The 25,659-nt window shown below is 60.3% G+C and carries 20 protein-coding genes and 1 pseudogene; 10 read left to right on the top strand and 11 right to left on the bottom strand.

Features of this window, described 5'->3' with window-relative positions; genetic code table 11:
• Positions 1-107: 107 nt before the first annotated feature.
• The 8 genes from ACZ9BB_RS26355 to ACZ9BB_RS26320 form a co-directional block, all read right to left on the bottom strand.
• Entirely contained in the window at positions 108-3,560 is a 3,453-nt protein-coding gene (locus tag ACZ9BB_RS26355; protein ID WP_476217550.1) for an alpha/beta fold hydrolase, read from the bottom strand.
• A 1,658-nt stretch (positions 3,561-5,218) separates the two neighbouring features.
• A complete protein-coding gene (locus ACZ9BB_RS26350; protein WP_476217549.1) occupies positions 5,219-5,785 on the bottom strand; it encodes an N-acetyltransferase family protein in 567 nt (188 codons plus the stop codon).
• A 99-nt stretch (positions 5,786-5,884) separates the two neighbouring features.
• The gene (gene etfB / locus ACZ9BB_RS26345) at positions 5,885-6,661 is read right to left on the bottom strand and encodes an electron transfer flavoprotein subunit beta (protein WP_237884707.1); all 777 of its coding nucleotides are present in this window, start codon (positions 6,659-6,661) and stop codon (positions 5,885-5,887) included.
• A gap of 15 nt (positions 6,662-6,676) precedes the next feature.
• Positions 6,677-7,897: an electron transfer flavoprotein subunit alpha gene (etfA, locus tag ACZ9BB_RS26340; RefSeq protein WP_476217546.1), complete on the bottom strand. Its 1,221-nt coding sequence runs from the start codon at positions 7,895-7,897 to the stop codon at positions 6,677-6,679.
• Positions 7,897-9,846 carry a dimethylglycine demethylation protein DgcB gene (gene dgcB, locus ACZ9BB_RS26335; RefSeq protein WP_476217545.1) on the bottom strand — a complete coding sequence of 650 codons (1,950 nt, stop codon included), beginning with the start codon at positions 9,844-9,846 and terminating at the stop codon, positions 7,897-7,899. The genes etfA and dgcB overlap by 1 nt, the downstream gene beginning before the upstream one ends.
• A gap of 189 nt (positions 9,847-10,035) precedes the next feature.
• Positions 10,036-12,096: a dimethylglycine demethylation protein DgcA gene (gene dgcA, locus ACZ9BB_RS26330; RefSeq protein WP_476217543.1), complete on the bottom strand. Its 2,061-nt coding sequence runs from the start codon at positions 12,094-12,096 to the stop codon at positions 10,036-10,038.
• Positions 12,097-12,111: 15 nt separating this feature from the next.
• On the bottom strand, positions 12,112-12,642 hold the full coding sequence (locus ACZ9BB_RS26325; RefSeq protein ID WP_007907543.1) for a DUF5943 domain-containing protein: 531 nt from the start codon (positions 12,640-12,642) through the stop codon (positions 12,112-12,114).
• 213 nt (positions 12,643-12,855) lie between these two features.
• Positions 12,856-13,833 (bottom strand): dipeptidase, encoded by a 978-nt coding sequence (locus tag ACZ9BB_RS26320; protein WP_150658443.1) that lies wholly within the window; start codon positions 13,831-13,833, stop codon positions 12,856-12,858.
• Positions 13,834-14,069: 236 nt separating this feature from the next.
• Between ACZ9BB_RS26320 and ACZ9BB_RS26315 the strand changes: the two genes are divergently transcribed.
• The 4 genes and pseudogenes from ACZ9BB_RS26315 (at position 14,070) to ACZ9BB_RS26300 (ending at position 15,690) form a co-directional block, all read left to right on the top strand.
• On the top strand, positions 14,070-14,471 hold the full coding sequence (locus ACZ9BB_RS26315; RefSeq protein ID WP_476217540.1) for a lysozyme inhibitor LprI family protein: 402 nt from the start codon (positions 14,070-14,072) through the stop codon (positions 14,469-14,471).
• A gap of 212 nt (positions 14,472-14,683) precedes the next feature.
• Positions 14,684-14,934: pseudogene (locus ACZ9BB_RS26310) on the top strand (type II toxin-antitoxin system RelE family toxin).
• A complete protein-coding gene (locus tag ACZ9BB_RS26305) occupies positions 14,918-15,241 on the top strand; it encodes a helix-turn-helix domain-containing protein (protein ID WP_123719627.1) in 324 nt (107 codons plus the stop codon). The pseudogene ACZ9BB_RS26310 and the gene ACZ9BB_RS26305 overlap by 17 nt, the downstream one beginning before the upstream one ends.
• A gap of 32 nt (positions 15,242-15,273) precedes the next feature.
• Complete coding sequence (locus ACZ9BB_RS26300; RefSeq protein ID WP_476217538.1) at positions 15,274-15,690, top strand: DUF3010 family protein; 417 nt, start codon at positions 15,274-15,276, stop codon at positions 15,688-15,690.
• Between the two features lie 32 nt (positions 15,691-15,722).
• On the opposite strand, the gene ACZ9BB_RS26295 is transcribed toward ACZ9BB_RS26300, so the two are convergent.
• Entirely contained in the window at positions 15,723-16,670 is a 948-nt protein-coding gene (locus tag ACZ9BB_RS26295) for a GlxA family transcriptional regulator (protein WP_476217536.1), read from the bottom strand.
• Positions 16,671-16,895: 225 nt separating this feature from the next.
• On the opposite strand from ACZ9BB_RS26295, the gene ACZ9BB_RS26290 reads away from it, so the two are divergent.
• The 6 genes from ACZ9BB_RS26290 to ACZ9BB_RS26265 all read left to right on the top strand — a co-directional run bounded on the left by ACZ9BB_RS26290 (position 16,896) and on the right by ACZ9BB_RS26265 (position 22,260).
• Positions 16,896-17,840 (top strand): choline ABC transporter substrate-binding protein, encoded by a 945-nt coding sequence (locus ACZ9BB_RS26290; RefSeq protein ID WP_476217534.1) that lies wholly within the window; start codon positions 16,896-16,898, stop codon positions 17,838-17,840.
• Between the two features lie 74 nt (positions 17,841-17,914).
• Positions 17,915-18,802 carry a 3-dehydrocarnitine:acetyl-CoA trimethylamine transferase CdhC gene (cdhC, locus tag ACZ9BB_RS26285; protein ID WP_476217532.1) on the top strand — a complete coding sequence of 296 codons (888 nt, stop codon included), beginning with the start codon at positions 17,915-17,917 and terminating at the stop codon, positions 18,800-18,802.
• Between the two features lie 59 nt (positions 18,803-18,861).
• A complete protein-coding gene (locus tag ACZ9BB_RS26280; protein ID WP_476217530.1) occupies positions 18,862-19,827 on the top strand; it encodes an L-carnitine dehydrogenase in 966 nt (321 codons plus the stop codon).
• Between the two features lie 178 nt (positions 19,828-20,005).
• Positions 20,006-20,482 (top strand): thioesterase family protein, encoded by a 477-nt coding sequence (locus ACZ9BB_RS26275; protein WP_476217528.1) that lies wholly within the window; start codon positions 20,006-20,008, stop codon positions 20,480-20,482.
• A gap of 24 nt (positions 20,483-20,506) precedes the next feature.
• Positions 20,507-21,670 carry a gamma-butyrobetaine dioxygenase gene (locus ACZ9BB_RS26270; RefSeq protein ID WP_476217526.1) on the top strand — a complete coding sequence of 388 codons (1,164 nt, stop codon included), beginning with the start codon at positions 20,507-20,509 and terminating at the stop codon, positions 21,668-21,670.
• A 326-nt stretch (positions 21,671-21,996) separates the two neighbouring features.
• The gene (locus ACZ9BB_RS26265; protein WP_476217524.1) at positions 21,997-22,260 is read left to right on the top strand and encodes a hypothetical protein; all 264 of its coding nucleotides are present in this window, start codon (positions 21,997-21,999) and stop codon (positions 22,258-22,260) included.
• Between the two features lie 128 nt (positions 22,261-22,388).
• Here the strand turns inward: ACZ9BB_RS26265 and gbdR are convergent, their stop codons facing one another.
• Complete coding sequence (gene gbdR, locus ACZ9BB_RS26260) at positions 22,389-23,492, bottom strand: choline metabolism transcriptional regulator GbdR (protein ID WP_258617744.1); 1,104 nt, start codon at positions 23,490-23,492, stop codon at positions 22,389-22,391.
• Between the two features lie 491 nt (positions 23,493-23,983).
• The gene (locus tag ACZ9BB_RS26255) at positions 23,984-25,360 is read right to left on the bottom strand and encodes an L-serine ammonia-lyase (RefSeq protein ID WP_476217521.1); all 1,377 of its coding nucleotides are present in this window, start codon (positions 25,358-25,360) and stop codon (positions 23,984-23,986) included.
• Between the last annotated feature and the right edge of the window lie 299 nt (positions 25,361-25,659).

The raw sequence follows: 25,659 nt of genomic DNA, 5'->3' as shown, positions 1-25,659 counted from the left end.
ATCGCGGTGTTCCTGAATGACCGCATTTGCCGATTTTGGACCGCTTCGCGGCCCAACGGGGGCAAGCCCCCTCGCCACAACAAGCCCCAGGCCACAGGTAAGCAGTGTCAACCGAGAGCCGTTTTCTCCAGGTGTTGCAGGATGATCGGGTACACATCGACCACTGCATTTTTGCCGAACATGCAGTCGATATGCCCGTAACCCGGCACCACATGCCGGCTGTAGCGTTCCGGCCCATGGACTTTGCACACGCGCTCATAGGTCTTGAGCGTGCTTTCGGGCAAATAGCACTGGTTGTCTTCACCGCTGATGAAGCAGATCGGCATGGTCAGCCGATCGAAGTGCGGCATGTAGACGTCCTGGCCCTTGAAGTCCACCAGATGGCCTTTGCGCAGGATCAGCGCCAGATGCTCGAAGGTCTGCATGTTCGACTCGCCGAACAGCTCATGCAGGTTGTCGTGCAAGGTTTCGTTGAGCGTGTCGTGGCGGTACAGCGACGCATACATGAAGGTGATGCGGTGGCACACCGGGTTGGTGCAGTAGCCCTGAGCCTCAATGCGGGCGTAGATGTTGAGGGCCTTGTCGTAGAGTTTGTTGAACCAGCTCTCCTTGTTGTCGGCATAAGCGGTGAGGGATTTGATGCCGATGGCGTCGAGCATCCCCGGAAGGTGCAGACCGGCCTTGAGCCCCGTTGCCGTGGCGACCACCGTGTCCGCGGCAATCTGCGAACAGACCACCGAACGCACGCCCTGCAACCCGGCCAACAGCGACATGAAGAAGGTCGTCGCGCCGTAGCAATGCACCACGCACTGCACGTCCGGCGCCTTGGTTGCCTGCTGGATCTGCTCGATGGCGGCCTTGAAGTCGTACTGGGCGATCTGATCGCCGTTCCATTCATGCTTGCTGGCCGGTATCAGAATGCTGACCCGGAAATCCAGCAGCCAGACGTCGTACTCGTGCTTGCACAAGTACTCCAGCAGGTTGGTCTGGATGGTGTCAGTGGAGAAAATATTCGAGCCCACACCCAAGCCATGCACCAACATCACTGGCCCTTTGCTGCCGCTCTGATAGCGGGTCAGGCGTAGCTGGACGCTGTCTTCGGTCTGGAAGAACTGCACACTCGGCGTCGGCGCGTCCAACGGACGTTTCTGCCGGGGCGGCGCATCGGGGTTGAAGTAGATGTCACCGGCGAACACCCCGCCGTAGCTTTCCCACAAGATGCCGGCGAAGAACTTGCCGAACCGCGCCAGCCCTTCAATGCGCTCGCGTTCGTTGCGCGCGTTGAGCACCTTCATGGTGGTCATCTGCTTGGCGAAATCGGCCGGCTCGATGTGCATCACCCCCGAGCCGATCACCTCGCCCGTCTTGTCCGGCCCGCGATACAGCGTCACGTAGAGGGTGCTGGTGTCGTGCCAGACGTTCAGCACGCCGTTGTCTTCGGGCACGGTCTTGAACGCGCTGAAGTAGTAATCGCTGCCGTCCTCGGCGGTCAGTTTCATGTCGTAATTCATGTGCCGCACGCCAACCTGTTCCTGATATTCCTCGAACAGGTTGAACACGCCGTTGCTGGCGGTCAGTGGCTCCGGTGACAGGCCCGGCGCATTCAACGTGCCAACCAGCGTCGCGGCGTGTTGCGGCTCCCTGATCATGCGATTGAGATCGTTGGCGGTGATGGTCAGGGTGAACTCAATCGGCGAGTTGTCCGACTCGCCACGTTTGGCCGCCGCTTCATAGCGTTTGAGATCGGTGCCCTGAGGCTGGGTGAAGTCCTTGGAGAAATAGCCCGTCATGGTTTCGGTGAACTGCACGCCGAGGGTCGGCGGCGCCACCGCTTTGCGCGGTGCCGAAGGCAACGTGTAGTCGATATGCCAACCGCGATCGGCGGCCAGCAGGCCCATGTTGCGCTCGCTGACGGCGGAGATGGTCAGCAGCGGATTGACCGCCAGGGAGGTCGGAATCACCGCTCCGTCGGTCACGTACAACCCGGCATAGACATCAGTGCCACTGGCGCCGCTGAACACCTGGCCCTTGTGGTTGACCACGCCCTGCACCGCATCCTCGCCCATCACGCAACCGCCCAACGGGTGAACGGAAACGATGCTGTGTTTGAGCAACTCGGTCCAGATCGGGTTCTCGACCCAGATCCCGCCCAATGCCTTGGTGCTCTGGTGCAGCCGGTCGTTGCCAATCTTCACGTTTTCCTGCTCGCCGACGCCTGGCCAGTCGATGCGCAGTTGATCCTTGCTGTCGAGCACCATACGACCCTTGCCGTCGTCGTGGCTCATGATCAGGTAGGTCTGCATGTTGTGCAGGGCGCCGTGATACGGGCCACGCAGGAAGCTCTCGGTTTCACGCTCGGCATACTTGAGCTTGCCGGTGAAACTGTCATCGGTGGGTTTGCCAATCAATCCGGCAAACGCCGCCATGCTCGGCACCATGGGCCGGCCGAGCGCACCGGGAATCGAACCTTCTTCGATGACCATGCGGCTGCGCCAGTCGCCTTCGGTGCGCATGTCGATGATCGAGGTGATGCAAGGGCCGACCGGCTTCATTTCCTTGGCCGGATGCGCACCAAAACCGATGCCGTTGATCGTTTCATCACAGTTGTGGCCGAAACCGAGGATGTCGCCGTTGCCGCTCATGTTTTCGCCGAGCTGACTGGACGTCGACAAACCTTTATCCCGCGAGCGCAGGAGGATTTCGGTGGAACCCAGGGTGCCGGCCGATACCACAACAATGTCGGCCTTGACGAACAGCGTCGGCGCGGAGAATTTCTCGCGGCCGCTGTCCAGGTATTGGAAGTGCACGATCCAGCCATCACCGTCGCGCTCCAGATGCCGCACCTCGGCCTGGCAGAAAATCTCTGCGCCGTGGTTCCAGGCATCGGGCAGGTAATTCATCAACGTGGTGTTCTTGGCCTTGTTGTTACAGCCTGAAACGCAGTCGCCGCAGTGGTTGCATGGCAACTGCTCGACGCCAACGTGGTTGAGGTTGTTCGGCAATTTGTCGAAGGTCACGTTGATCGGCGGCTTGTAGAAGTGCGCGTCTTGCTTGAGGTACTCAGCGGACTTTTTGTTGGCGTCGAGCTTGGGCAGGTTTGGTGCGGCGTTCGGGTACGGATTGGGCTTGAGCATCTCACGAGCCCGGGCGAAACCGTCCTTGAGCAAAGTGTCGCGGTGCTCCCGTATCGCCAACGGCCAACGTGGGTCGTCGAACACACCGGGTTCCGGCTCCAGCGCGACGTTCGCATTGATCAGCGACGTGCCGCCCAGGCCACAACCGACCACCACGTTCTGCTGGGCATTGACGTGCAGGTCGAACAGCCCGGTGCGCGAGCCGATGTGCCCGTCCGGGTCATGGACTTGCAGCTCTTCGGTAGCCGCCAGCATCGTATTGGGGTATTCGCCCGGCTGGATTTCCCGGCCTCGCTCCAACAGGCACACCCGCTTGCCGGCCCGGGACAGGCGCGACGCCGCGATTCCGCCGCCGTAGCCGGAGCCGATGACGATCACGTCGTAATGTTCCTTGATGTCGCTGATGGGCGTAGCAATCCGTGTCATGGGTCATTTCCTCTCAGGCAGATAGGGCAGCTCTGCGGTTGCCGCAATCAATGGATGAACCAACACTGGTCACCGGGCACGGTCGGGCCTCAATGGCAGCTGCGTTTGGGCATGGATAAAAGTTCAGGCGCTATAGGCGAGCGCGCTGATTGGCGGCGCGACGATGAATTCGTTTATGCAGCAGGGAGGCGGGCGCTGGAACACAGGTCATGCAGGGGCTTGGGTGCGAGCGATATCGCTGGCTATCCATCACGCGTTCTCCCTGAACCAGATGTGGATAAGAGACGGCTGTCCTTATGCCGTGAAAGTGAAGACAGGCGACAGATCGAAGTCAAGGAAGTGCCTTAGACCTGTATGAAATCTGATCTATCGCGTTCGAGCCTATACAGACCGTGGCTTACAGGGTTCAGCGAACAAGTTATCCACATCTCCACCCACAGCTAATGGGGACAACTGTGGAAGAGCAGTCAATTCTCTTCACAAAAACCGAAAAAAAACCGTGACTTATCCAGAAGCAGGGTTTTAGCCAGGCACTGGTTGTTTTTTAACCGAAAGCTTACAAGCCACGTTTTATATGGCGTGCAGATGATGGCAAACACCTTATCCACAGAAGCGCCAACAGACTTTGGGGGAAACTTTGCAGGTTCTGTGGAAAACCCCTGAAAGCCCGCAGAATTCGGGGTTTGCACGAGGATCAGCGAGGGAAAACCTCAAATTGAGCATTATTTGATCAACCCACTGAAAGCCACGTTATATATGGCTTGTAGCGGACAGCAAACATCTTATCCACAGAAGCGCCAACAGAGATTGGGGGCAAGTATCGGCCAGTGAGCGACGTTACTCTGTGGAAAAAGCCCGAAAAAACCGTGGCTTAGGTTGGTTGTTTTTTGTACGGAGGGCTGTAGGGCTTGATTGGCATGGGGTGTAGCGAGGGGCGAACATGTTATCCACAGAAGCACTAACAGGGATTGTGGGTAACAGAGATTCACTGTCGGGGCCTGGTGTTGGGAGTACATATCCATTGCCGCGGTAACGGCCACTTAGGGTTCCGCCCTTACGGCGGGTCACTTTCGAAAAGCGCGAAAGTAACCAAAGCGCTTTGCCCCGCCATTCGGTGCCTCGCTTAGGCTCGGCATGCCCTCACTCCGGCATTGCTCCGGGGGCCCGCCGCCATCGGCCATCCATGGCCGGGGGCGGCTACCGCGGCATCCCTGCCGCGGTGCCCCCTGCACAATACCTGCGTTCGGCCTCTGGGAAAGGGGCGTGCAGATCAAGATCAAAAGCAAGATCAAAAGATCGCAGCCTTCGGCAGCTCCTACAGGGGGAATACGTACCCGTCCGACCAGGCCGGCCGGTAGGCCGCCTCGCTTTTGCTTTTGCGGTATTCGCCCCCTCGAGAGGCTGAGTGGAGGTTCTGCGCAGTGGGCAACCCGGCATGGATGCCGGGTTAGCCGCCCCCGGCCATGGATGGCCGATGGCGGCGGGCCCACGGAGCAGGACCGGAGCGAGGGCACCCTGAGCCTAGGCGAAGGGCCGAACGAAAGGGGCAAGAGCCTTTGGTTACTTTGGGCTTTTCAAAGTGACTCGCTGTAAAAGCGAAACCGCCAGCCGCCATTACCGCAGCAACGGATATGTGCACCATCAAAAACGGGGAACCCTTAAGGCCGATGCATGAGATAGGCATCACCCGTCACCCGAATCATCGGATGAGGAACGACCTGGCAGGTTTTGACAATGCTGAAACCCTGGCGCTCATAGAAACGTCGGGCCCCGGTATTCGCCGCATAGTCGATCAGGCTCAGACCTTCGAGTTCCAGTTGATCGGCGCGCTGTTGAGCGTGCTCCAGGAAGCGCACACCCAGCCCCTTGTTGCGCCACCCCTCATGCAGGGCCAGGCTCGAAATATAAAGGGTATCGGGGATTTCCATGTCGGCGTAAGGCGCCAGGATCGGGTCGGTCACGGGAGCCGCCAGCGGATCGTGACGCATCACATAGCTGTGCATCATGCCGATGACCTGTCCCTCTACCTCTGCGACCAGGCAGTTCTGATAGGAGAAATCAACATCTTCACGGGCGTAACGAGTGGCCCCCACTTCCAGCAGATCCTGCCCGGGCTCCGCCAGCTGGCTCCAGATGTAATCCGAGGCGCCCTCTGATGAAATCTGGAACAAACGAGCGATTTCGCGCGCATCCGTGCGCAATGCCGGACGAAATTCAACTTCCATTGATGTGGCTCCACAGAATACGAGCGACCTTTTTGGCGTGCAGGTTGATGCGTCACAACCGGTCAGGCAGGCGGTTTTATGACCGGTTGTTGCAGTCGCTCAACCCTGACGGACCACGCCTTCTTCAATCAGCAACTTGAGAATGGCTTCAGCGCCCGCCTGCGCGGTCACGCCCTTGAGCACTTGCCCGCCTCCGCCACTGGCCTTGGCCGTCGCGGCCTTCATGCGGTCTGCACCGCTCTTGGCCTTGATCACTTTCAAGCGTTTGGGCCGTGGCTTGGCCGGTTGCAGCGTGGCCACTGCCAGCAGTTCATCGTCGATCACTTCAACTTCATCCGCCTGCAACACCCCGCGCCGCGCCGGACCGTAGGCGCTCTGCCGAGGCTTGGGCGCTGCGTTATCCACAGTCGCCAGAAACGGCAGGCGCACTTTCAAGCGACGACGCTGACCGCGAGGCAAGGCCTGCAGCACCAGCGCCGAACCGCCGTCGATGGATTCGACTTGGGCCAAACCCACCACCAGCGGCCAGCCGAGGCTTTCGGCCAGCAGGAACGGCAACATGCCCGAGCCTTCGCCGGTTTCCGCCTGGCTGCCGGTCAGCACCACTTGAGCGCCCGCATCGCGCAGATAAGCGGTCAGCGCTGGCAGCGCATCGGCGCCTTCCGGTTGCTCCAGCACATGCAATTGTTCCAGGCCCATGCCCAGATAAGCGCGCAGCGCCGGTTCCGCGACGTCGCCGGCATGCAGCACTTGCAGGTTATCCCCAGCCAGTTGCAGACCCAGCTCCACCGCCCGCGCGTCCTGCTCGGCGCGGCGCGGCCGGCCGGAGGTCGGGTGGGCGCCGATGGACACCAGGCTGATGATTTTCGTGCTCATAACCCTTTCCTTCCCTTAAGCCGCATCGCGCTTGGCGTCGTTGCGGTAAGCCTCTACCGCATCGATCAAGGCTTGAAGAATCTCGGCGCTCTCACCGATCACCGACAGGTCGGCCCGTTTGATCATGTCGCAGCCAGGATCGAGGTTGATCGCCACCACCTTGTCGCAGGCACCGATGCCTTGCAGGTGCTGGATCGCCCCGGAAATGCCCACCGCCACGTAAACCCGTGCCGTGACCCAGGTGCCGGACGCTCCGACCTGCCGGTCGCGCGCCATGAAACCATCGTCCACCGCCACCCGCGATGCACCTTCGGTCGCGCCCAACGCTTCGGCCGTCCTGTGGAAAAGTCCCCAGTCCTTGACCCCGTTGCCGCCAGAGAAGATGAACTCGGCTTCGGCCATCGGAATCGCCGCCGGGTCCACCGCCACTGCGCCCAGATCTTCGATCCGCGACAGGCTGCGAGCGACCGCTGTGGATAACTCCACCGGCAACGCTTCGTGACGGGTTTCGCTGACCGGTTCGGCGCATTCGGCAGCCGCCAGGATCAAGCGTGCCACCGGACGTGCAAGGTCCTGCAAACCAGCACCGGCGCGGCCGATGCATTCCTGATCCTTGACCTGCCAGACCCGCGTGGCCGGGCGCTCGCCCAGTGCCGCGGCAAAGCGTCGACCCAGTTCGCCGCCACCGCTGCGGCTGTCCGGCAGCAACCAGTGACGGGGGCTGAATTGGTTATCCACAGCCCGCAAGCCCTGGACCCGTTGTTCCGGTGCATAACCGCTGAATTCGTCGCCTTCCAGTACCAGCAAGCGGTCAACGCCTGCCGTGGCGAAGGCGTTTTCCTTGTGTTCGCCAAAGACCACAGCCAGTACCGCGCCGTCCTTGCCGGCCAACTGATGGGCCAGGCCGAGCAAGTCACGGTCGTGGCTGCTCAAGCGGCCACCGACCATGTCCGGCACCACGCTGATGTAGAACACCGGTTGCGGCACTTGATGCAGCGGCAATTGCACTTCAACCGCGGCCGAGCGTTTAGTCGCCCCGCCCTGTTGAGCGCCGCTGCGGTCGATCCGCTTGATGCCGTTGGGACCGATAAAACCGATCCCGTGGGGATTCTTGCGGATGATGCCGTTAGGCCCCATCCAGCTGTGTTGCGCCGGTTGCATGGCCGTGTGCAACGGGTGCAAGCGGTTGCGGGCGATCCATTCAGCGCGTGGGTCGCGGCGGATAATGTCGCTCATCAATGCACCTCCGCAGGTTCACGTTTGGCCGGTGCCGAAGGCTTTCCCGGCGCGGCGTCTTCGAGCAGCGCATCAGCCACCAGTTCGGCGATGTCCTTGATCAACGGCCGTGGTTCGACCACGCCTTCAAGCATCGCGGTGCACTGTGGACAACCCACGGCCACCAGTTCGGCGCCCGTCTCGCGGATGTCTTCCATACGCATGTCAGGGATCCGTTGCTTGCCCGGAATGTCGGTGATCGGCGCACCGCCACCACCGCCGCAGCAGCGCGAACGGAAACCGGAGCGTTGCATTTCCTTGATCTCGATGCCCAGGGCGCGCAGCACTTCGCGCGGAGCCTCGTACTCACCGTTGTAGCGGCCGAGGTAGCACGGATCGTGATAGGTCACGCTGCTGCCTTTGTGCTGGCCGAGATTCAGTGCGCCTTCGCCAATGATCTCTGCCATGTAGGTGCTGTGGTGCTGCACGAGGTAGTTGCCGTCGAAGGCGCCGTACTCGTTTTTCAGCACGTGGAAACTGTGCGGGTCACAGGTGACGATGCGGTTGAAGCTGTACTTGGCCAGGGTCTGAATGTTGCGTTTGGCCAACAGCTGGAAGGTCGCTTCGTCGCCCAGACGCCGGGCCACGTCACCGCTGTCGCGCTCTTCAAGCCCCAGCACCGCGAAGTCGACCTTGGCCGCTTTCAGCACTTTGACGAAGGCGCGCAAGGTGCGCTGGTTGCGCATGTCGAAGGCACCGTCGCCGACCCAGAACAGCACGTCGGTGGATTTCTTCTCGCTGAGCAGGTTCAGGTTCAAATCCGCCGCCCAGTTCATCCGCCCGCCCGGCGCAAAACCGCCCGGGTTGTCGGTGGCGATCAGGTTTTCCAGGACTTCGGCGCCCTTGTTCGGGGTCGCGCCTTTTTCCAGGGTCAGATGGCGACGCATGTCGACGATGGCGTCGACGTGCTCGATCATCATCGGGCATTCCTCGACGCAGGCGCGGCAGGTGGTGCACGACCACAGGGTTTCAGCGTCCACCAGACCGTTGACGATCGGTTGATGCGGATTGCCACTGTGTTCGCCAATGGCCTTGCCTGGATAAGGGCTGCCAGCGAATTTGGCATCGGTGCCACCGGCCAGGCCGACGACCATGTCCTGAATCAGCTTTTTCGGGTTCAGCGGCTGACCCGCAGCGAAGGCCGGGCACGCCGCTTCGCATTTACCGCACTGCACGCAGGCATCGAAGCCCAGCAGTTGGTTCCAGGTGAAATCCTTGGGTTTTTCCACGCCCAGTGGCGCGGTCGGGTCGTTCAGATCCAGCGGCTTCAAGCCGGTGGAACGACCGCCGCCAAAACGTTCTGAGCGACGGTGCCAGGCCAGATGCAAGGCACCGGCGAAGGCGTGTTTCATCGGCCCGCCCCAAGTCATGCCGAAGAACAGTTCCGACACGCCCCAGAGCACGCCGACGCCGAGGATCGTTGCCAATACCCAGCCACCGAAGTTTTCCGGAAGGATGCCGGCCACCGGCAGGGTCAACAGGAAGAACGACACCGAGAACGCCAGCAGGCTTTTCGGCAGGCGCATCCACGGACCTTTGGACAACCGGGCCGGCGGGTTGCGACGACGCAGGTAAACAAAGATCGCGCCGACGAACATCACGGCCGTCATCAACAGCAGTGCATAACCGAGGATGCGGTTATGCAGGCCAAAACCATGCACCAGAATCGCCAGCACAATGGACGCCACCGCACCACCGGCCGTGGCGACGTGGGTGTTGGCAATGTATTTGTCCCGCGCGACAACGTGGTGCAGATCGACCATGTAGCGTTTGGGCATGGCGAACAGACCGCCGATCAGGTCGACTTTCGAAGCCCGGCCCTGACGCCACATAGCCACCCGCCGCAACGCGCCCAGGACAGCCAGGCCCAAGGCAGCGAACAACAGGATTGGAAGAAGGGTGTTCAACATGGTGGAGCTCCCAAAGACCTCGGGGTCATGTGCGTGCCGATGAGAGCGACGCACCTACTTGTGGCGAGGGAGCTTGCTCCCTAAACAGTCTCAGGTGTACACCTGATACACCTCGACTGCAGGTTTTGGGGCTGCTTCGCAGCCCAGCGGGAGCAAGCTCCCTCGCCACAGGTGATGGTGGTAAATCCGTTAGAAATCCTTGCACAACCGCAGCGCGTCATAGATCGCCGCGTGGGTGTTGCGCTGGGCCACGCAGTCGCCGATGCGGAACAGCAAGTAGCCGTCTCCTGCCTGGCTCAACGAAGGCTGAGGCTTGATCGCGAACAAAGCTTCGATGTCCATCTGGCCTTTGTTGCGCGAGCCTTCCTTCAGCGCGTAGTAGATTTCTTCGTCCGGACGCACGCCGTTTTCAACGACCACCTGGTCCACCACCCGCTCCTCTTTGGCGCCGGTGTATTCGTTTTCCAGGACCGCCACCAGCTTGTCGCCTTCGCGGTAGACCTTCTCCAGCATCATGTCGCCGGTCATGATCACTTCTTTGGGGTACATGCTGCGGTAGTAAGTCGGGAACGACGTACCGCCGATAGCCACACCCGGCTTGATGTCGTCGGTGACGATCTCGACCTGGCTGCCCTTGTCGGCAAGGAAGTCGGCAACCGACATCCCCGTGAACTCGCAAATGGTGTCGTACACCAGCACGTTCTTGCCCGGCGCGACTTTGCCGTCCAACACGTCCCAGCTGCTGACCACCAGGCCTTCAGCCGCGCCCCAGTGTTCGTTCTGTTCCAGGAATGGATGGCCGCCGACAGCGAGTACCACCACGTCCGGACGCAGGTCGAGAATGGTCGCTGCATCCGCCGCCACGCCCAGGCGCAGATCGACTTTCAAACGCGCCAGTTCCAGCTGGAACCAGCGAGTGATGCCAGCGATCTGGTCCCGCTGCGGGGCTTTCGATGCGGTGGTGATCTGCCCGCCGATGAATTCTTTCTTCTCGAACAGGGTCACGTCGTGGCCACGTTCGGCCGCCACGCGAGCGGCTTCCATCCCGGCAGGACCGGCACCGACCACCACGACTTTGCGCTTCACACCGGTCGATTTCTCGATGATGTGCGGCACGCCCATGTATTCACGGGAGGTCGCGGCGTTCTGGATGCACAAGACGTCCAGGCCCTGGTACTGACGGTCGATGCAATAGTTGGCGCCGACGCACTGTTTGATCTGGTCGACCTGGCCCATCTTGATCTTGGCGATCAGGTGCGGGTCGGCGATGTGAGCGCGGGTCATGCCGACCATGTCGACGTAGCCGCCTTCCAGAATACGGGTCGCCTGGTTCGGGTCCTTGATGTTCTGCGCATGCAGTACCGGGGCCTTCACCACTTCCTTGATACCGGCTGCCAAATGCAGGAATGGCTCCGGTGGATAACTCATGTTCGGAATAACGTTGGCCAGGGTGTTGTGGGTGTCGCAACCCGAACCCACGACGCCAATGAAGTCGATCATGCCGGTGTCGTCGTAGTACTTGGCGATCTGCTTCATGTCCTCATGGCTCAGGCCATCAGGGTGGAATTCGTCACCACAGATACGGATGCCGACGCAGAAGTCCGGACCGACTTCCTTGCGCACAGCCTTGATCACTTCCAGGCCGAAACGCATGCGGTTCTCGAAACTGCCGCCCCATTCGTCGGTACGTTTGTTGACCCGCGGGCTCCAGAACTGGTCGATCATGTGCTGGTGCACGGCAGACAGCTCGACGCCATCCAGGCCACCGGCCTTGGCCCGCGCCGCGGCGCTGGCGTAGTTGCCGATCACCCGCCAGATTTCTTCCGGCTCGATGGTTTTGCAGGTCGCGCGGTGCACCGGCTCGCGGATGCCCGACGGCGACAGCAGGGTTGGCCAATGCTCGCCGTCCCAGCGCGAGCGGCGGCCCATGTGGGTAATCTGGATCATGATCTTGGCGCCATGCTTGTGCATGGCATCGGCCAGGTTCTGGAAGTGCGGAATGATCCGGTCGTCGGCCAGGTTGACCGACTTCCACCAGCCTTGCGGGCTGTCGATGGCCACGCTGGAGGAACCGCCGCAAATCGCCAGGCCGATCCCGCCCTTGGCTTTCTCTTCGTAATACTTGACGTACCGGTCGGTGGTCATGCCGCCGTCGGTGGCGTAGACCTCGGCGTGCGCGGTGCTGAGCACGCGGTTGCGGATGGTCAGTTTGCCGATTTGAATCGGTTGAAACATTGCTTCGAAAGCCATGGCGGGTTCCTCGACTTACAACGGCTTGACGGTGAACAAACCGTCGTCGTGGCCTTCTTCGGAGCCACCGTAAACCTGTTCTGCAACGGTGCGGATCGAGCTGCCACGGGCCTGAAGAATCTGGTCCATGGCGCCGGCGAACCAGCCAGTGAACATGTAGTCGACCTTGCGCCCGACCTTGCCGTACACGTAGACGAATGCGGAGTGTTCGAGCTTGACGCTGGCGGTGCCTTTGTCGAGGTCGATGTCCTGGATCTTGAACAGGCCCCAGCCGCGCTGCGACAGGCGCTTCATGTAGTGTTCGAACACCGCAACGCCTTCCAGGCCGTGGCACTCGGCTTCTTTTTCGCACCAGTGCCAGGCGGACTTGTAGCCGGCCTTATAGAGGATTTCAGCGTAGGCGTCGGCGCCCAGCACTTCCTCGATGCCCATGTGGTTGTTGACGAAGAAGTGACGCGGTACGTACAGCATTGGCAGGGCGTCGGAAGTCCAGACACCGGTTTCGCTGTCGACTTCGATTGGCAATTGCGGGGCGATTTTGGCCATGGAAACTTAACTCCAGAAAATTCGTGGTTAGTGCTTAGCAAAGCTTTTGCTTTGCTCTTATAAACAAGCCGTGTGAATGACTTTGGAGCCGTAGCGAGCACGTCGAGAGCAAGGAAGGACCGGAGCGACAAGCGAGACAGTACGGGACGTACGGCGAGCTTGGCGCGAGGACCTGACGCAGCTATCGGCGAGCGGAGTAGGCTCCAGAGTTATTCACTCGCCCCAGACGTCTTTCAGGACGCTGACCCAGTTCTCGCCCATGATCTTGCGCACCACTCGCTCGGAGTGACCGCGCTTGAGCAGGGTCTCGGTCAGGTTCGGGAACTCGCCCACGGTGCGGATGCCCAGCGGGTTGATGATCTTGCCGAAGCTGGTCAGACGGCGGGCGTAGCCCTTGTCATGGGTCAGGTATTCGAAGAAGTCCTGGCCATGGCCCTGGGTGAAGTCGGTGCCGATGCCGATGGCGTCTTCGCCGACGATGTTCATGGTGTATTCGATCGCTTCGGCGTAATCGTCGATGGTCGAATCGATGCCCTTGGCCAGGAACGGCGCGAACATGGTCACACCGACGAAACCGCCGTGATCGGCGATGAACTTCAGCTCTTCATCGGATTTGTTGCGCGGGTGGACTTTCAGACCCGACGGCAGGCAGTGGGAGTAGCAGACCGGTTTCTTCGACTCGAGGATGACTTCTTCGGAAGTCTTCGAGCCGACGTGGGACAGGTCGCACATGACGCCGACGCGGTTCATCTCGGCAACGATTTCACGACCGAAGCCCGACAGGCCGCCATCGCGCTCGTAGCAGCCAGTGCCCACCAGGTTCTGGGTGTTGTAGCACATCTGCACAATACCGACGCCCAGCTGCTTGAAGACCTCGACATAACCGATCTGGTCTTCGAAGGCGTGAGCGTTCTGGAAGCCGAACAGGATGCCGGTCTTGCCCTGCTCCTTGGCCTTACGGATGTCGGCGGTGGTGCGCACCGGAATCACCAGGTCGCTGTTCTCGCGGATCAGCTTCTGGCTGGCGGCGATGTTGTTGACGGTGGCCTGGAAGCCCTCCCACACCGACACGGTGCAGTTGGCTGCAGTCAGACCGCCTTTGCGCATGTCTTCAAACAGCTCGCGGTTCCACTTGGCAATAATCAGCCCGTCGATAACGATGCTGTCGGCGTGCAATTCGGCTGGGCTCATCAGGCTGTCCCCTATTAGCGATTCATGCGCCGAATCGTGTGCCGGCGCTTTGGGGCCAGCATATGCCTGAGGGACGGGGTAGCCGGGTGCAAAAACGACAGGGGGTTTGCCGAAAGCGTCAATCCGCGACAAAGGGTCGTCGACAGGCGTGATTGCCCACCTGTTCAAGCCCCTCCGCTTGGGCCAGAATTCCCCGCATTACTGGATTTATTACTGAATTGAGGGGCGGCGACGCAATGAAATCGATCTTCCTGGCTTTGGCACTGATAGCGACTGGAGTACACGCAGCCGAAGAGGCCGACGATAACCCCTGCGACAAAGTCGAAAACGAGGTTCAGACCCTGGAATGCTCGGTCTACAGCAGAACCACCGCCGAACAGCTGCTGAGCGAAAACTACAAAAGCCTGAGCGAGCGCATGCAGACGCGCTACGGCAGTAACAAGGCGCAACTGGCCGACATCACCGCAAAAATCAAAACTGCGCAACAGCAGTGGCTGAAAACCCGTGACGCCGATTGCGCAGTGGAAGCGTTCCCGGCGACGAGCGGCAGTAAAGCCTTCAACATTGCGCAAAATGATTGCGTGGCGCGGATGAGTGACGAGCGGTCGGAGTTTTTGGAGTCGATTGGGCAGGAGTAATCCTGAATCGTCCGTCGAAAGCTGGTAGCCCTACCAGCTTTTACCCTTAATAAAGACCTTTCCCACAAGCCTCACTGAGCAAGCCTACAACTCCCCGCCGAGTAAGGCTTAACGCAGTTTTTTCGAGCAACATGCTGACAAATTTCATTTGTTGGTCACCTGAAAAATATAAGCAAAGATTCGCAAATCTTATAAAAGACTTATATTCTTCTATGAACAGCATTCACTGGACTCGAAAGGCCGTTAAGCAGCTCTTGAAATTGCATTCCGTTCATCAGATCCAGGTTCGTGGCCATCACGGCGCTAGCTGGCATGCCTGATGTAGGCAACGTCAAAGCACTGGTCGGTCATGACTACGCCTATCGACTGCGAGTCGGTAGTTATCGGGTTATGTTCGACTGGGATGGCGCGATCAAAGTGGTCAGTATTCAAGAGGTCAAAACGCGATGAACGCACCTACTGAGATTCAAATCATCAACGACGCGGAGGGAAAACCGGCGTTCGTGGTCATTCCCTACGCGCAGTATGTGGCGCAGAAGATCGAGCCCGATCTGATCCCACACGAAGTGGTCAGTCGCATCGTCGATGGTGCGACGCCTATTCGCGCCTGGCGCGAACACCTGAACCTTACGCAGGATGAAGTTGCCAAGCGCATGGGCATCTCCCAACCAGCCTTCGCCCAGCAGGAGACGGTTGCCAAGCCCCGCAAGGCCACGCGTGAGAAAATCGCCGCGGCTTTTGGCATCACCGCCAATCAACTAGAGCTGTAAGCTGCATGCCAGCATCAGGAAAAGGGATCGAAATGAAAATCTGCGGTATCGAAATCAAAGGCAGCGAAGCAATCCTCGCCGTGGCCTCCCTCGACGATCAGGGGCTGACCCATGTCGCGCTGGCCACCAAGAAAATCGCCCTCGACGATGACGACGAAGCCGCCAACGTTAAAGTCTTTGCCGCTCAGGTGGCGTCGTTTATTCGTGAGAATTCAATCGACCGGATCGCGATCAAGAAGCGCAGCAAGAAAGGTGAGTTCGCCGGTGGGCCGACCACGTTCAAGATCGAAGGGGTTTTCCAGTTGCTGGAAAATTGCGAGGTGGTGCTGCTGTCGCCGCAGACGATCAATGCGCAGAACAAGAAGTTCGATTTTGCACTGCCGGAGACGCTGAACAAGTATCAGCATGAGGCTTTCAAAGCGGCCTGCTCGGCACTGATGGAGAAGTAAAAACAACACATCTCCTGCAGGGGGAGTCGGTTTCAGGCTTTTTGGCTTTGCCGCCGGTCTTCACGTGGGCAGCGCTCGAATCTCGCCCGATAACTGCGGGTGAAATACGACGGTGATTCAAACCCGCAGGCGATGCTCACTTCCAACACACTCATATTGGTCTGCCGCAGCAACTGCTGTGCCTTTTCCAGCCGTAGTCGCAGATAGAAATTGCTCGGCGTGTCGTTCAGATGCAGCCGAAATAGTCGTTCGAGCTGACGTCGGGTCACCTTGATCGATTCCGCCAGCTCCAGCGTACTGAGCGGCGGTTCGCTGTGTTGCTCCATCTCCCCGATCACCTGCACCAGTTTCTTGTTGCTGATGCCATACCGCGTGGCGACTTCCATGCGCTGGTGGTCTTTGCGCGGGCGAATGCGCCCGAGGACGAATTGTTCGCTGACCTGGATCGCCAGTTCCGGGCCGTGGGCCTGGCCGATGAGGTCAAGCATCAGGTCGATGGAGGCCGTGCCGCCGGCAGAGGTGATGCGCCGACGGTCGATCTCGAACAGCTCCTGAGTGACGCTGAGCTGTGGATAAGACTCCTTGAAGGCGTCGATGGCTTCCCAGTGCAGCGTCAGGCGATGGCCATCGAGCAGACCGGCTTCAGCGAGGATGAAGCTGCCGGTGTCGATGGCGCCGAGGGTCACGCCTTCGATGTCCAAACGACGCAACCAATGCTCCAGTGCCGGAGTGGTGAACTTCAGCGGTTCGAAACCGGCGACCACCAACAGGGTTGCGCCTTTCTTCAGGGGTTCCAGCGCCGCATCGGCGTTGACCGACATGCCATTACTGGCCAGAACCGCCCCACCATCGGCGCTCAACACATGCCAGCGGTACAACTCGCCACGAAAGCGATTGGCGACCCGCAGCGGCTCGATGGCCGAGATAAAACCGATCGCCGAAAAGCCCGGCATCAACAAGAAGTAGAAATCCTGGGACATGGAGCGCACTCGCTTAGCAGGTAAAAAGAGGCCAGGTAACGAGAGGGCGGTTAGCGTGTGGACGTTGATACGCCACTTGCAAGCGGCATTCAAGGGCTCAGGTCGCTGCAGTGCAAGAGCTGGTCGCCGCAGTGCGTTTTCACGGGGGCTTTGCTGCGTAACTTGGGCATCACCGGAGCATCAGACTCCGGAACCCACAATAACGACCTGCCGAGGAACCCCGACATGAAACGACTGATCAGCAGCTGTGTTCTTGCACTCAGCGGTACCGCTTTCTTGAGCGCCAGTGTCATGGCGGCCGAACCCGCGTCGTGCCAGAACGTGCGCATGGGCGTGGTGAACTGGACCGACGTGATCGCCACTAGCGCCATGACCCAGGTCTTGCTCGACGGCCTCGGCTACAACACCAAACAGACCAGCGCCTCCCAGCAAATCGTCTTCGCCGGCATTCGTGACCAGCGCCTGGATTTGTTCCTGGGCTACTGGAACCCGCTGATGACCCAGACCATCACCCCGTTCGTCGATGCCAAGCAGGTCAAAGTGCTGGAAGCGCCAAGCCTCAAGGATGCCCGCGCCACCCTGGCAGTACCGACTTACCTCGCCGACAAGGGCCTGAAAACCTTCGCCGACATCGCCAAGTTTGAAAAAGAACTGGGCGGCAAGATTTACGGCATCGAGCCTGGCTCGGGCGCCAACACCCAGATCAAGGCAATGATCAGCAAAAACCAGTTTGGCCTGGGCAAGTTCCAACTGGTGGAATCCAGCGAGGCTGGCATGCTCGCGGCGGTGGATCGTGCGGTACGCCGCAAGGAAGCCGTGGTGTTCTTCGGCTGGGCACCGCACCCGATGAACGTCAACGTGCAGATGACCTACCTCACCGGCAGTGACGACGCCCTCGGCCCGAACGAAGGCATGGCTACCGTCTGGACCGTCACCTCGCCGAACTACGCACAGCAATGCCCGAACATCGGCCGCCTGCTGAGCAACCTGACGTTCACCGCCGAAGACGAGAGCCGGATGATGCAGCCATTGCTCGATCACAAAGACGCCTTCGAATCGGCCAAACAATGGCTTAAGGATCACCCGCAAGACAAGCAACGCTGGCTCGAAGGCGTGACCACTTTCGATGGCAAACCGGCCGCTGAAAACCTCAAGCTGACCAGCAAATAACCCTGATTGAACCACCGATTCGCAGCCCGACAGGGCTGCGAACCTGACTAATCACGCCTGCAAGGAACCACCCAATGAACCACGACGTCATCATCACCTGCGCACTCACCGGTGCTGGCGACACGACCGCCAGAAGCCCACACGTGCCGGTCACCCCGAAACAAATCGCCGCGGCCGCCGTGGAAGCCGCCAAGGCTGGCGCCACTGTGGTCCACTGCCACGTTCGCGACCCGCAAACCGGCAAGTTCAGCCGTGACGTGGCGCTGTACCGCGAAGTGATGGAGCGCATCCGCGAGGCCGATGTCGACATCATCGTCAACCTCACCGCCGGCATGGGCGGCGATCTGGAAATCGGCGCGGGCGAGAACCCGATGGAGTTCGGCCCGAACACCGACCTGGTCGGCCCGCTGACCCGTCTGGCCCACGTTGAAGAACTGCTGCCGGAAATCTGCACCCTCGATTGCGGCACCCTGAACTTCGGCGACGGCGACACCATTTACGTCTCCACCCCGGCGCAGCTGCGTGCCGGCGCCAAACGTATTCAAGAGCTGGGCGTGAAGGCCGAGCTGGAAATCTTCGACACCGGTCATCTGTGGTTCGCCAAACAGATGATCAAGGAAGGCCTGCTCGATAACCCGCTGTTCCAGCTGTGCCTGGGCATCCCGTGGGGCGCGCCGGCTGATACCACCACCATGAAAGCCATGGTCGACAATCTGCCGGCCGATGCGGTCTGGGCCGGTTTCGGTATCGGTCGCATGCAGATGCCAATGGCCGCACAAGCCGTCCTGCTCGGCGGCAACGTGCGGGTCGGTCTGGAAGACAACCTGTGGCTGGACAAGGGCGTACTGGCAACCAACGGCCAACTGGTCGAACGCGCCAGCGAGATCCTCAGCCGCCTCGGCGCCCGCGTTCTGACGCCGGCTGAAGGCCGCAAGAAAATGGGCCTGGCCAAACGCGGTTAACCCGAACCTGCACCTTCCCCTGTGGGAGCGGGCTTCTCCAAGACCTTTAGGAAGTGACCATGAGCTTTATCACTGATATCAAAACCTTCGCCGCTCTGGGTAGCGGCGTCATCGGCAGCGGCTGGGTGTCCCGCGCCCTCGCCCACGGCCTCGACGTGGTTGCCTGGGACCCGGCGCCCGGTGCCGAAGCGGCCCTGCGCAAGCGCGTCGCCAATGCCTGGGGCGCGCTGAAGAAGCAAGGCCTGGCACCCGGTGCATCGCAGGATCGGCTGCGCTTTGTCGCCACCATCGAAGAATGCGTTCGCGACGCGGACTTCATTCAGGAAAGCGCCCCTGAGCGCCTGGAACTGAAACTGGAGCTGCACAGCAAAATCAGCGCGGCGGCCAAGCCCAATGCACTGATCGGTTCCAGCACTTCGGGGCTGTTGCCGAGCGAGTTCTACGAGAGTTCCACCCACCCGGAACGTTGCGTGGTCGGGCACCCGTTCAACCCGGTTTATCTGTTGCCATTGGTGGAAGTGGTCGGCGGTAAAGACACCGCGCCAGAAGCGGTGCAAGCGGCAATGAAAGTTTACGAGTCCTTAGGGATGCGCCCGCTGCATGTGCGCAAGGAAGTGCCAGGTTTTATCGCCGACCGTTTGCTCGAAGCGTTGTGGCGTGAGGCGCTGCATCTGGTCAACGACGGCGTGGCAACCACCGGTGAAATCGACGATGCGATTCGCTTTGGCGCGGGCCTGCGCTGGTCGTTCATGGGTACTTTCCTGACTTACACCCTGGCGGGCGGCGATGCGGGTATGCGGCACTTCATGGCGCAGTTCGGGCCGGCGTTGCAGTTGCCCTGGACGTACCTGCCGGCACCGGAGCTGACCGACAAACTGATCGATGATGTAGTGGATGGCACCAGCGATCAGTTGGGCAAGCACAGCATCTCGGCGCTGGAGCGCTATCGTGACGATTGCTTGCTGGCAGTGCTGGAAGCGGTGAAGACCACCAAAGAGAAGCATGGAATGGCGTTCAGCGAATAAACACACACCCTGTGGCGAGGGAGCTTGCTCCCGCTCGGCCGCGAAGCGGTCGTAAACCAGCAAACGCGATTTGACTAATACCTCGCATCCACCGGTTTTGGGACTGCTTCGCAGTCCAGCGGGAGCAAGCTCCCTCGCCACAAATGTGTACACCAGCAATTATCTGTGGAGTTCCACCATGCCCACCCTCACCACCTACCAAACCAGAATCATCCCCGACTGGGTCGACTACAACGGCCATCTGCGCGATGCCTTTTACCTGCTGATTTTCAGCTACGCCACCGACGCACTGATGGATCGGCTGGGCATGGACAGCAACAACCGTGAAGCCACCGGCAACTCGCTGTTCACCCTCGAACTGCACCTCAACTACCTGCACGAAGTGAAGCTCGATGCTGATGTCGAAGTGCATACCCAGATCATCGGTCACGACAGCAAACGTCTGCACCTCTACCACAGCCTGCACTTGGTGGGCGGGGACAAGGAGCTGGCGGGCAATGAACAAATGCTGCTGCACGTCGACCTCGCCGGGCCGCGGTCCGCACCGTTCAGCGAGCAAACCTTGAGCACGCTGCAAGCCATTGTCGCCGAGCAAACCGACTTGTCCGCGCCCGCCTACATTGGCCGCGTGATTGCCCTGCCCCCTGCAAAATAGCCACCACAGAATAAGGAGATCGCCATGAACACCGCTGCCGCTTTTGCCGATTTTCGTACCTACCCGTTGATCAGCGCGTTGACCGCCGTGGACACCCTGGCGGACCGAATTCAAGTGAAGTGGTCGGACGGTCGGGTCAGTCCTTTTCATCATCAATGGCTGCGGGATAACTGTCCGTGCCCGCTGTGCGTCTACACGGTGACCCGCGAGCAAGTGCTGGAAATCGTCGATGTCGCGCCAAACCTGAGGCCCGACAACGCTCGAATCGATGCCGAAGGTTGCCTGTGTATCGATTGGCAGGACGGCCACCTCAGCCGCTTCGATCCGGGCTGGCTGCGCGCCCATGCCTATGACGACGAATCCCGCGCCGAACGCCGGGCGGCCAAACCGAAAAGCCGACTGTGGGACAGCCAGCTGAAGCTGCCGGTGTTCGACTATCAGGCGCTGATGGACGACAACGATGCCTTGCTGCAATGGCTGCTGGCCGTGCGCGACACCGGCCTGACCCAGGTTCGCGGCGTGCCCACGGAGCCGGGCTCGCTGAAGCTGATCGCCCAGCGGATTTCCTTCATCCGCGAGAGCAATTTCGGCGTGCTGTTCAACGTGCAATCCAGGGCCGATGCCGACAGCAATGCCTACACCGCTTTCAATCTGCCGCTGCACAGCGACTTGCCGACCCGGGAGTTGCAACCGGGGCTGCAATTTCTGCATTGCCTGGTCAATGACGCCGACGGTGGCGAGAGTATTTTCGTCGACGGGTTTGCCATCGCCCAAGCCTTGCGTCAGGAAGATCCCGAGGCGTTTCAAGCCTTGTGTGAAATTCCCGTGGAGTTCCGCAACAAAGACCGCCACAGCGACTACCGCTGTCTGGCGCCGATCATCGCCCTGGATGCGTTCGGGCAAGTGTCGGAAATCCGCATGGCCAACTTTCTGCGCGGGCCTTTCGAGGCTTCAGTCGAGCAGATGCCCAGGCTCTACCGCGCGTATCGACGCTTCATTGCGATGACCCGCGAGGCGCGCTTCCGGGTGATGACGCGACTCAACCCCGGCGAGCTGTGGTGCTTCGACAATCGCCGCACCCTCCACGCCCGCAACGCCTTCGACCCCGCCACCGGCGCCCGGCATTTCCAGGGTTGTTATGTCGATCGGGATGAATTGCTGTCGCGCATTTTGGTGCTGCAACGGTAAACCGCGTCATCGTTCATCGCGAGCCTGCTCGCGATGGCGCCCGCCCAGACACCACCTTCCCCACTAATTCACAGGCAAAAAAAACCCCGATCAAGCCGTGACAGGATCGGAGCTGAGGAGGGTACTGTTGAGGAGCTGTTGCGCGAGGGTGACCAAACCTTCGTGAAGCCAGCTGAATCCAGTGTGCCCATTCCCATGCATAGCAAGTTAGCCGAAAACGACCTGTTCATAGGTATTGCGGCCATTGCGACAAATCGTCCTTGCCGCCGTCCCCAGCCCCTACCAGAATCGAGCCACGACACCGTTCCCTGAAGAAGGATTGCGTCATGATGCACGCCGATTTGATTGACCAGGAAGACCTGTTGGGCCAGCTAAAGTCATTGGGCTTTCAAGTACCTAGCGGCTCCACAGCCGAGCAAGCTTGCGAGTGCGCAGTGCGAGGCTTGAACGATGAACGGGCGATGACGCTGCGCACCATGGTCAAGCAGATGTACACCAGCAGCGCGACCATCCTGCCGGCCGTGCGCCAGGCGATCGACAAACAACTGCTGCCGGCGTTGGCGGAGTATCAGCAGAGCCGCAACGCCTGATTTCTGGGGGGTGAACACTTTGTGGCGAGGGGGCTTGCCCCCGTTGGGTCGCGAAGCGACCCTGAAATCTTTGCGACTGCTACGCAGCCGAACGGGGGCAAGCCCCCTCGCCACAATAGCCCGCGCGGTTAGAGCCTTACGCTCGCGAAAGTCGACTCATTACGCGCCTGGCTCAACGCCGACAGCGGCCCGGACAACGGCGACAGCACCAGTGCTTGCGGCAGCGGCATCATCGCAACCTGCTGAGTCGTGTTGGAACCCACGCGCTCGTCACGCGGCGGAATGCCGAAGTATTCGCGGTAGCACTTGGAGAAGTGCGGCGTGGACACGAACCCACACACCGACGCCACTTCGATGATCGACATCGGCGTTTGCTTGAGCAATTGCCGAGCGCGGATCAGGCGCAGCTTCAGGTAGTAACGCGACGGCGAGCAGTGCAGGTATTTCTGGAACAGCCGCTCCAGCTGACGACGCGAAACGGCGACGTACACCGCCAGTTCGTCGAGGTCGATCGGCTCTTCGAGGTTGGCCTCCATCAGCGCGACGATTTCCTGCAACTTCGGCTGGTTGGTGCCAAGCATGTGCTTGAGCGGTACACGCTGGTGATCCTGCTCGTTGCGGATGCGCTCGTAGACGAACATTTCCGAGATGGCAGCCGATAGTTCACGACCGTGATCGCGGCTGATCAGGTGCAGCATCATGTCCAGCGGCGCGGTGCCGCCGGAGCTGGTGAAACGGTTACGGTCGAGGGTGAACAGCCGGGTACTCATGGCCACCCGCGGGAAGGCTTCCTGCATCGACGCCAGACATTCCCAGTGCACGCTGCAATCGAAACCGTCCAGCAGGCCGGCGCATGCCAGGGCCCAACTGCCGGTGCAGACCGCGCCGAGACGACGGTGCTGACGCGCCTGGCTTTGCAGCCACGACACGTGCTCGCGGGTCACGGTGCGCTGAATGCCGATGCCGCCACAGACAATGACGGTGTCCAGGGGCGGTGCTTTGTGCATGGCGGCGTCGGGGGTGATCTGCAGACCGTCACTGGCCCAGACCTGACCGCCATCGACGGTGAGTGTGGTCCAGCGATACAGCTCGCGGCCGGACAATTGGTTGGCCATGCGCAGGGGTTCTACTGCGGAAGCCAGAGAAATCAGCGTGAAATTGTCCAGCAGCAAAAAGCCGATGGATTGAGGCGCACGGTTCTGGGGTTGAGCCCCGGAGTTGAACGTCGTCATCGCGGTATCTCCTCACACAAAGCGGGTGATGGCCTCAGGCGGAGGCTCTTTTTATTGCCATCGTTCTCGCGTGGGAGACGGGCTTTGTAATGACAGAGCAATTGCCATGCCTAAAATTGAATGCGCGTTCAATAACTCCTGAAAACGACGTCGCGATGCGTCTAGATATGGCGCGCAGAGATAAGAGGTTACAAGTGCTATCAGAGCCCCCAAACCCGCGCCCCCATTGCGTGTGAGCAAATCGGTAGCACTTGTGGGAACAGGTCTGCGACGCGCCGTTAAAGAGTGTCACCGCAGGCACAGGTGACGAACGGTCAGGGCTTGAACTGGATCCCTGACCGGGGAAACAGGCTTACCTGTTTGCGACGCGCCAAAAGGTGGCGCGTTTTGGTGCGAGTGTTCAGTTGGCGCGCAGTTTTGACTGGTCTGGTGTGGCACATGAGGTCTTTGTGGCGAGGGGGCAAGCCCCCTCGCCACAGGTCAGCTCGGTGTCAGCACTCCACCGCACTGACCGCCAACCCACCACGCGATGTCTCTTTATACTTGTCGTGCATGTCGGCACCGGTATCACGCATGGTGCGGATCACCCGATCCAGCGAGATAAAGTGCTGACCGTCGCCCCGCAGCGCCATTTGGGCCGCGTTGATCGCTTTCACCGCGGCAATCGCGTTGCGCTCGATACACGGCACCTGCACCAACCCGCCCACCGGGTCGCAGGTCAGGCCGAGGTTATGTTCCAGGCCGATTTCCGCCGCGTTGCACAACTGCTCAGGGGTGGCACCGAGAATCTCCGCCAACCCGGCTGCAGCCATGGCACAGGCCGAACCGACTTCACCCTGGCATCCGACTTCGGCACCGGAGATCGAAGCGTTCTTCTTGCACAGAATCCCTACCGCCGCGGCACTGAGGAAGTAATCGACCACGTTGGCGTCGGTCACTGCCTCGCTGAATTTCATGAAGTAGTGCAACACCGCCGGAATGATCCCCGCCGCGCCGTTGGTGGGCGCCGTGACCATGCGCCCGCCGGCGGCGTTTTCTTCGTTGACCGCCAAGGCGAACAGGTTGACCCACTCCATGGCGCTCAGGGTCGAACCGATCACGTTAGGCTTGTTCAACTCCTGCAGGCTGCGATGCAACTTGGCCGCACGACGGCGCACATTAAGGCCGCCGGGCAGGATGCCTTCGTGCTTGAGGCCCTGTTCGACGCAATCCTGCATGGCGCGCCAGAGCTTCATCAGGCCGGCGCGAATTTCCTCTTCGCTGCGCCAGACTTTCTCGTTGGCCATCATCAGCTCTGCAACGCGCAGGTTGTGCTGCTTGCAGAGACTGAGTAGCTCGACGGCACTGGAGAAGTCGTAAGGCAGCACGGTGCTATCCAGATCCACCACGCCACTGGAGGCCTGGGCCTCATCGACGACAAAACCGCCGCCAACTGAATAGTAGGTGTCGCGATGCAGCTCGCCGTGATCGCCTTCGGCAACCAGGGTCATGGCGTTCGGATGGAACGGTAGGTTCTCGTCGATCAAGCGCATGTCCCGGGCCCAGATGAACGGGACCGACAAGCGACCGTCGAGCAATAGCGTTTGGGTTTCGCGCAGAGCTTCTATGCGAATGCCGATTTGCGACGGATCGATCGCGTCCGGCCATTCGCCCATCAACCCCATGATCACCGCGTTGTCGCTGCCGTGGCCGATGCCGGTGGCCGAAAGCGATCCATAAAGCTGAACTTCGACGCGACACACCTGCTCCAGAAGTCCCCGCTCGCGCAAACTTTGCACGAACAGCGCCGCGGCGCGCATAGGCCCCACGGTGTGCGAACTGGAAGGGCCGATGCCGATTTTGAACAGGTCGAAAACGCTGATAGCCATTACTGCTGAACTCCTGGATGTGCCTGCTCCAGGCGCAAAAGCGCCCAGTGACGGAGCTGCTACGCTCAAGCTGCAATCCGTCGAGATGGCCGCATCATCAGGCTTTTACCATGTCGTTCAACGTCTCACACCGACGCACTCATGCCCACTAGCGCCGCGGGTCTCTTACGCAATGTTTTCGCCGTTTTTTTGCGGATCAGAGGAGCAAAACGGGCTGAAAAAAGCTGTAAACGACGTCACCGACACTGGATGCGACCATCCCTGTACTGGTTACGACGCACCCTGTAGGCGTCAGATTT

This window comes from Pseudomonas sp. TE3552 (assembly GCF_056278945.1).
This window is presented reverse-complemented; position numbering and strand designations above follow the sequence as displayed.

Coding starts and splice junctions, on each gene's coding strand:
- ACZ9BB_RS26290 (WP_476217534.1), top strand. CDS start 16,896: ATGAAACGACTGATCAGCAGCTGTGTTCTTGCACTCAGCGGTACCGCT.
- ACZ9BB_RS26350 (WP_476217549.1), bottom strand. CDS start 5,785: ATGGAAGTTGAATTTCGTCCGGCATTGCGCACGGATGCGCGCGAAATC.
- ACZ9BB_RS26265 (WP_476217524.1), top strand. CDS start 21,997: ATGATGCACGCCGATTTGATTGACCAGGAAGACCTGTTGGGCCAGCTA.
- ACZ9BB_RS26295 (WP_476217536.1), bottom strand. CDS start 16,670: ATGTCCCAGGATTTCTACTTCTTGTTGATGCCGGGCTTTTCGGCGATC.
- ACZ9BB_RS26355 (WP_476217550.1), bottom strand. CDS start 3,560: ATGACACGGATTGCTACGCCCATCAGCGACATCAAGGAACATTACGAC.
- dgcB (WP_476217545.1), bottom strand. CDS start 9,846: ATGTTGAACACCCTTCTTCCAATCCTGTTGTTCGCTGCCTTGGGCCTG.
- etfB (WP_237884707.1), bottom strand. CDS start 6,661: ATGAGCACGAAAATCATCAGCCTGGTGTCCATCGGCGCCCACCCGACC.
- ACZ9BB_RS26255 (WP_476217521.1), bottom strand. CDS start 25,360: ATGGCTATCAGCGTTTTCGACCTGTTCAAAATCGGCATCGGCCCTTCC.
- ACZ9BB_RS26325 (WP_007907543.1), bottom strand. CDS start 12,642: ATGGCCAAAATCGCCCCGCAATTGCCAATCGAAGTCGACAGCGAAACC.
- ACZ9BB_RS26320 (WP_150658443.1), bottom strand. CDS start 13,833: ATGAGCCCAGCCGAATTGCACGCCGACAGCATCGTTATCGACGGGCTG.
- ACZ9BB_RS26305 (WP_123719627.1), top strand. CDS start 14,918: ATGAACGCACCTACTGAGATTCAAATCATCAACGACGCGGAGGGAAAA.
- ACZ9BB_RS26315 (WP_476217540.1), top strand. CDS start 14,070: ATGAAATCGATCTTCCTGGCTTTGGCACTGATAGCGACTGGAGTACAC.
- dgcA (WP_476217543.1), bottom strand. CDS start 12,096: ATGGCTTTCGAAGCAATGTTTCAACCGATTCAAATCGGCAAACTGACC.
- gbdR (WP_258617744.1), bottom strand. CDS start 23,492: ATGACGACGTTCAACTCCGGGGCTCAACCCCAGAACCGTGCGCCTCAA.
- cdhC (WP_476217532.1), top strand. CDS start 17,915: ATGAACCACGACGTCATCATCACCTGCGCACTCACCGGTGCTGGCGAC.
- ACZ9BB_RS26300 (WP_476217538.1), top strand. CDS start 15,274: ATGAAAATCTGCGGTATCGAAATCAAAGGCAGCGAAGCAATCCTCGCC.
- ACZ9BB_RS26270 (WP_476217526.1), top strand. CDS start 20,507: ATGAACACCGCTGCCGCTTTTGCCGATTTTCGTACCTACCCGTTGATC.
- ACZ9BB_RS26275 (WP_476217528.1), top strand. CDS start 20,006: ATGCCCACCCTCACCACCTACCAAACCAGAATCATCCCCGACTGGGTC.
- ACZ9BB_RS26280 (WP_476217530.1), top strand. CDS start 18,862: ATGAGCTTTATCACTGATATCAAAACCTTCGCCGCTCTGGGTAGCGGC.
- etfA (WP_476217546.1), bottom strand. CDS start 7,897: ATGAGCGACATTATCCGCCGCGACCCACGCGCTGAATGGATCGCCCGC.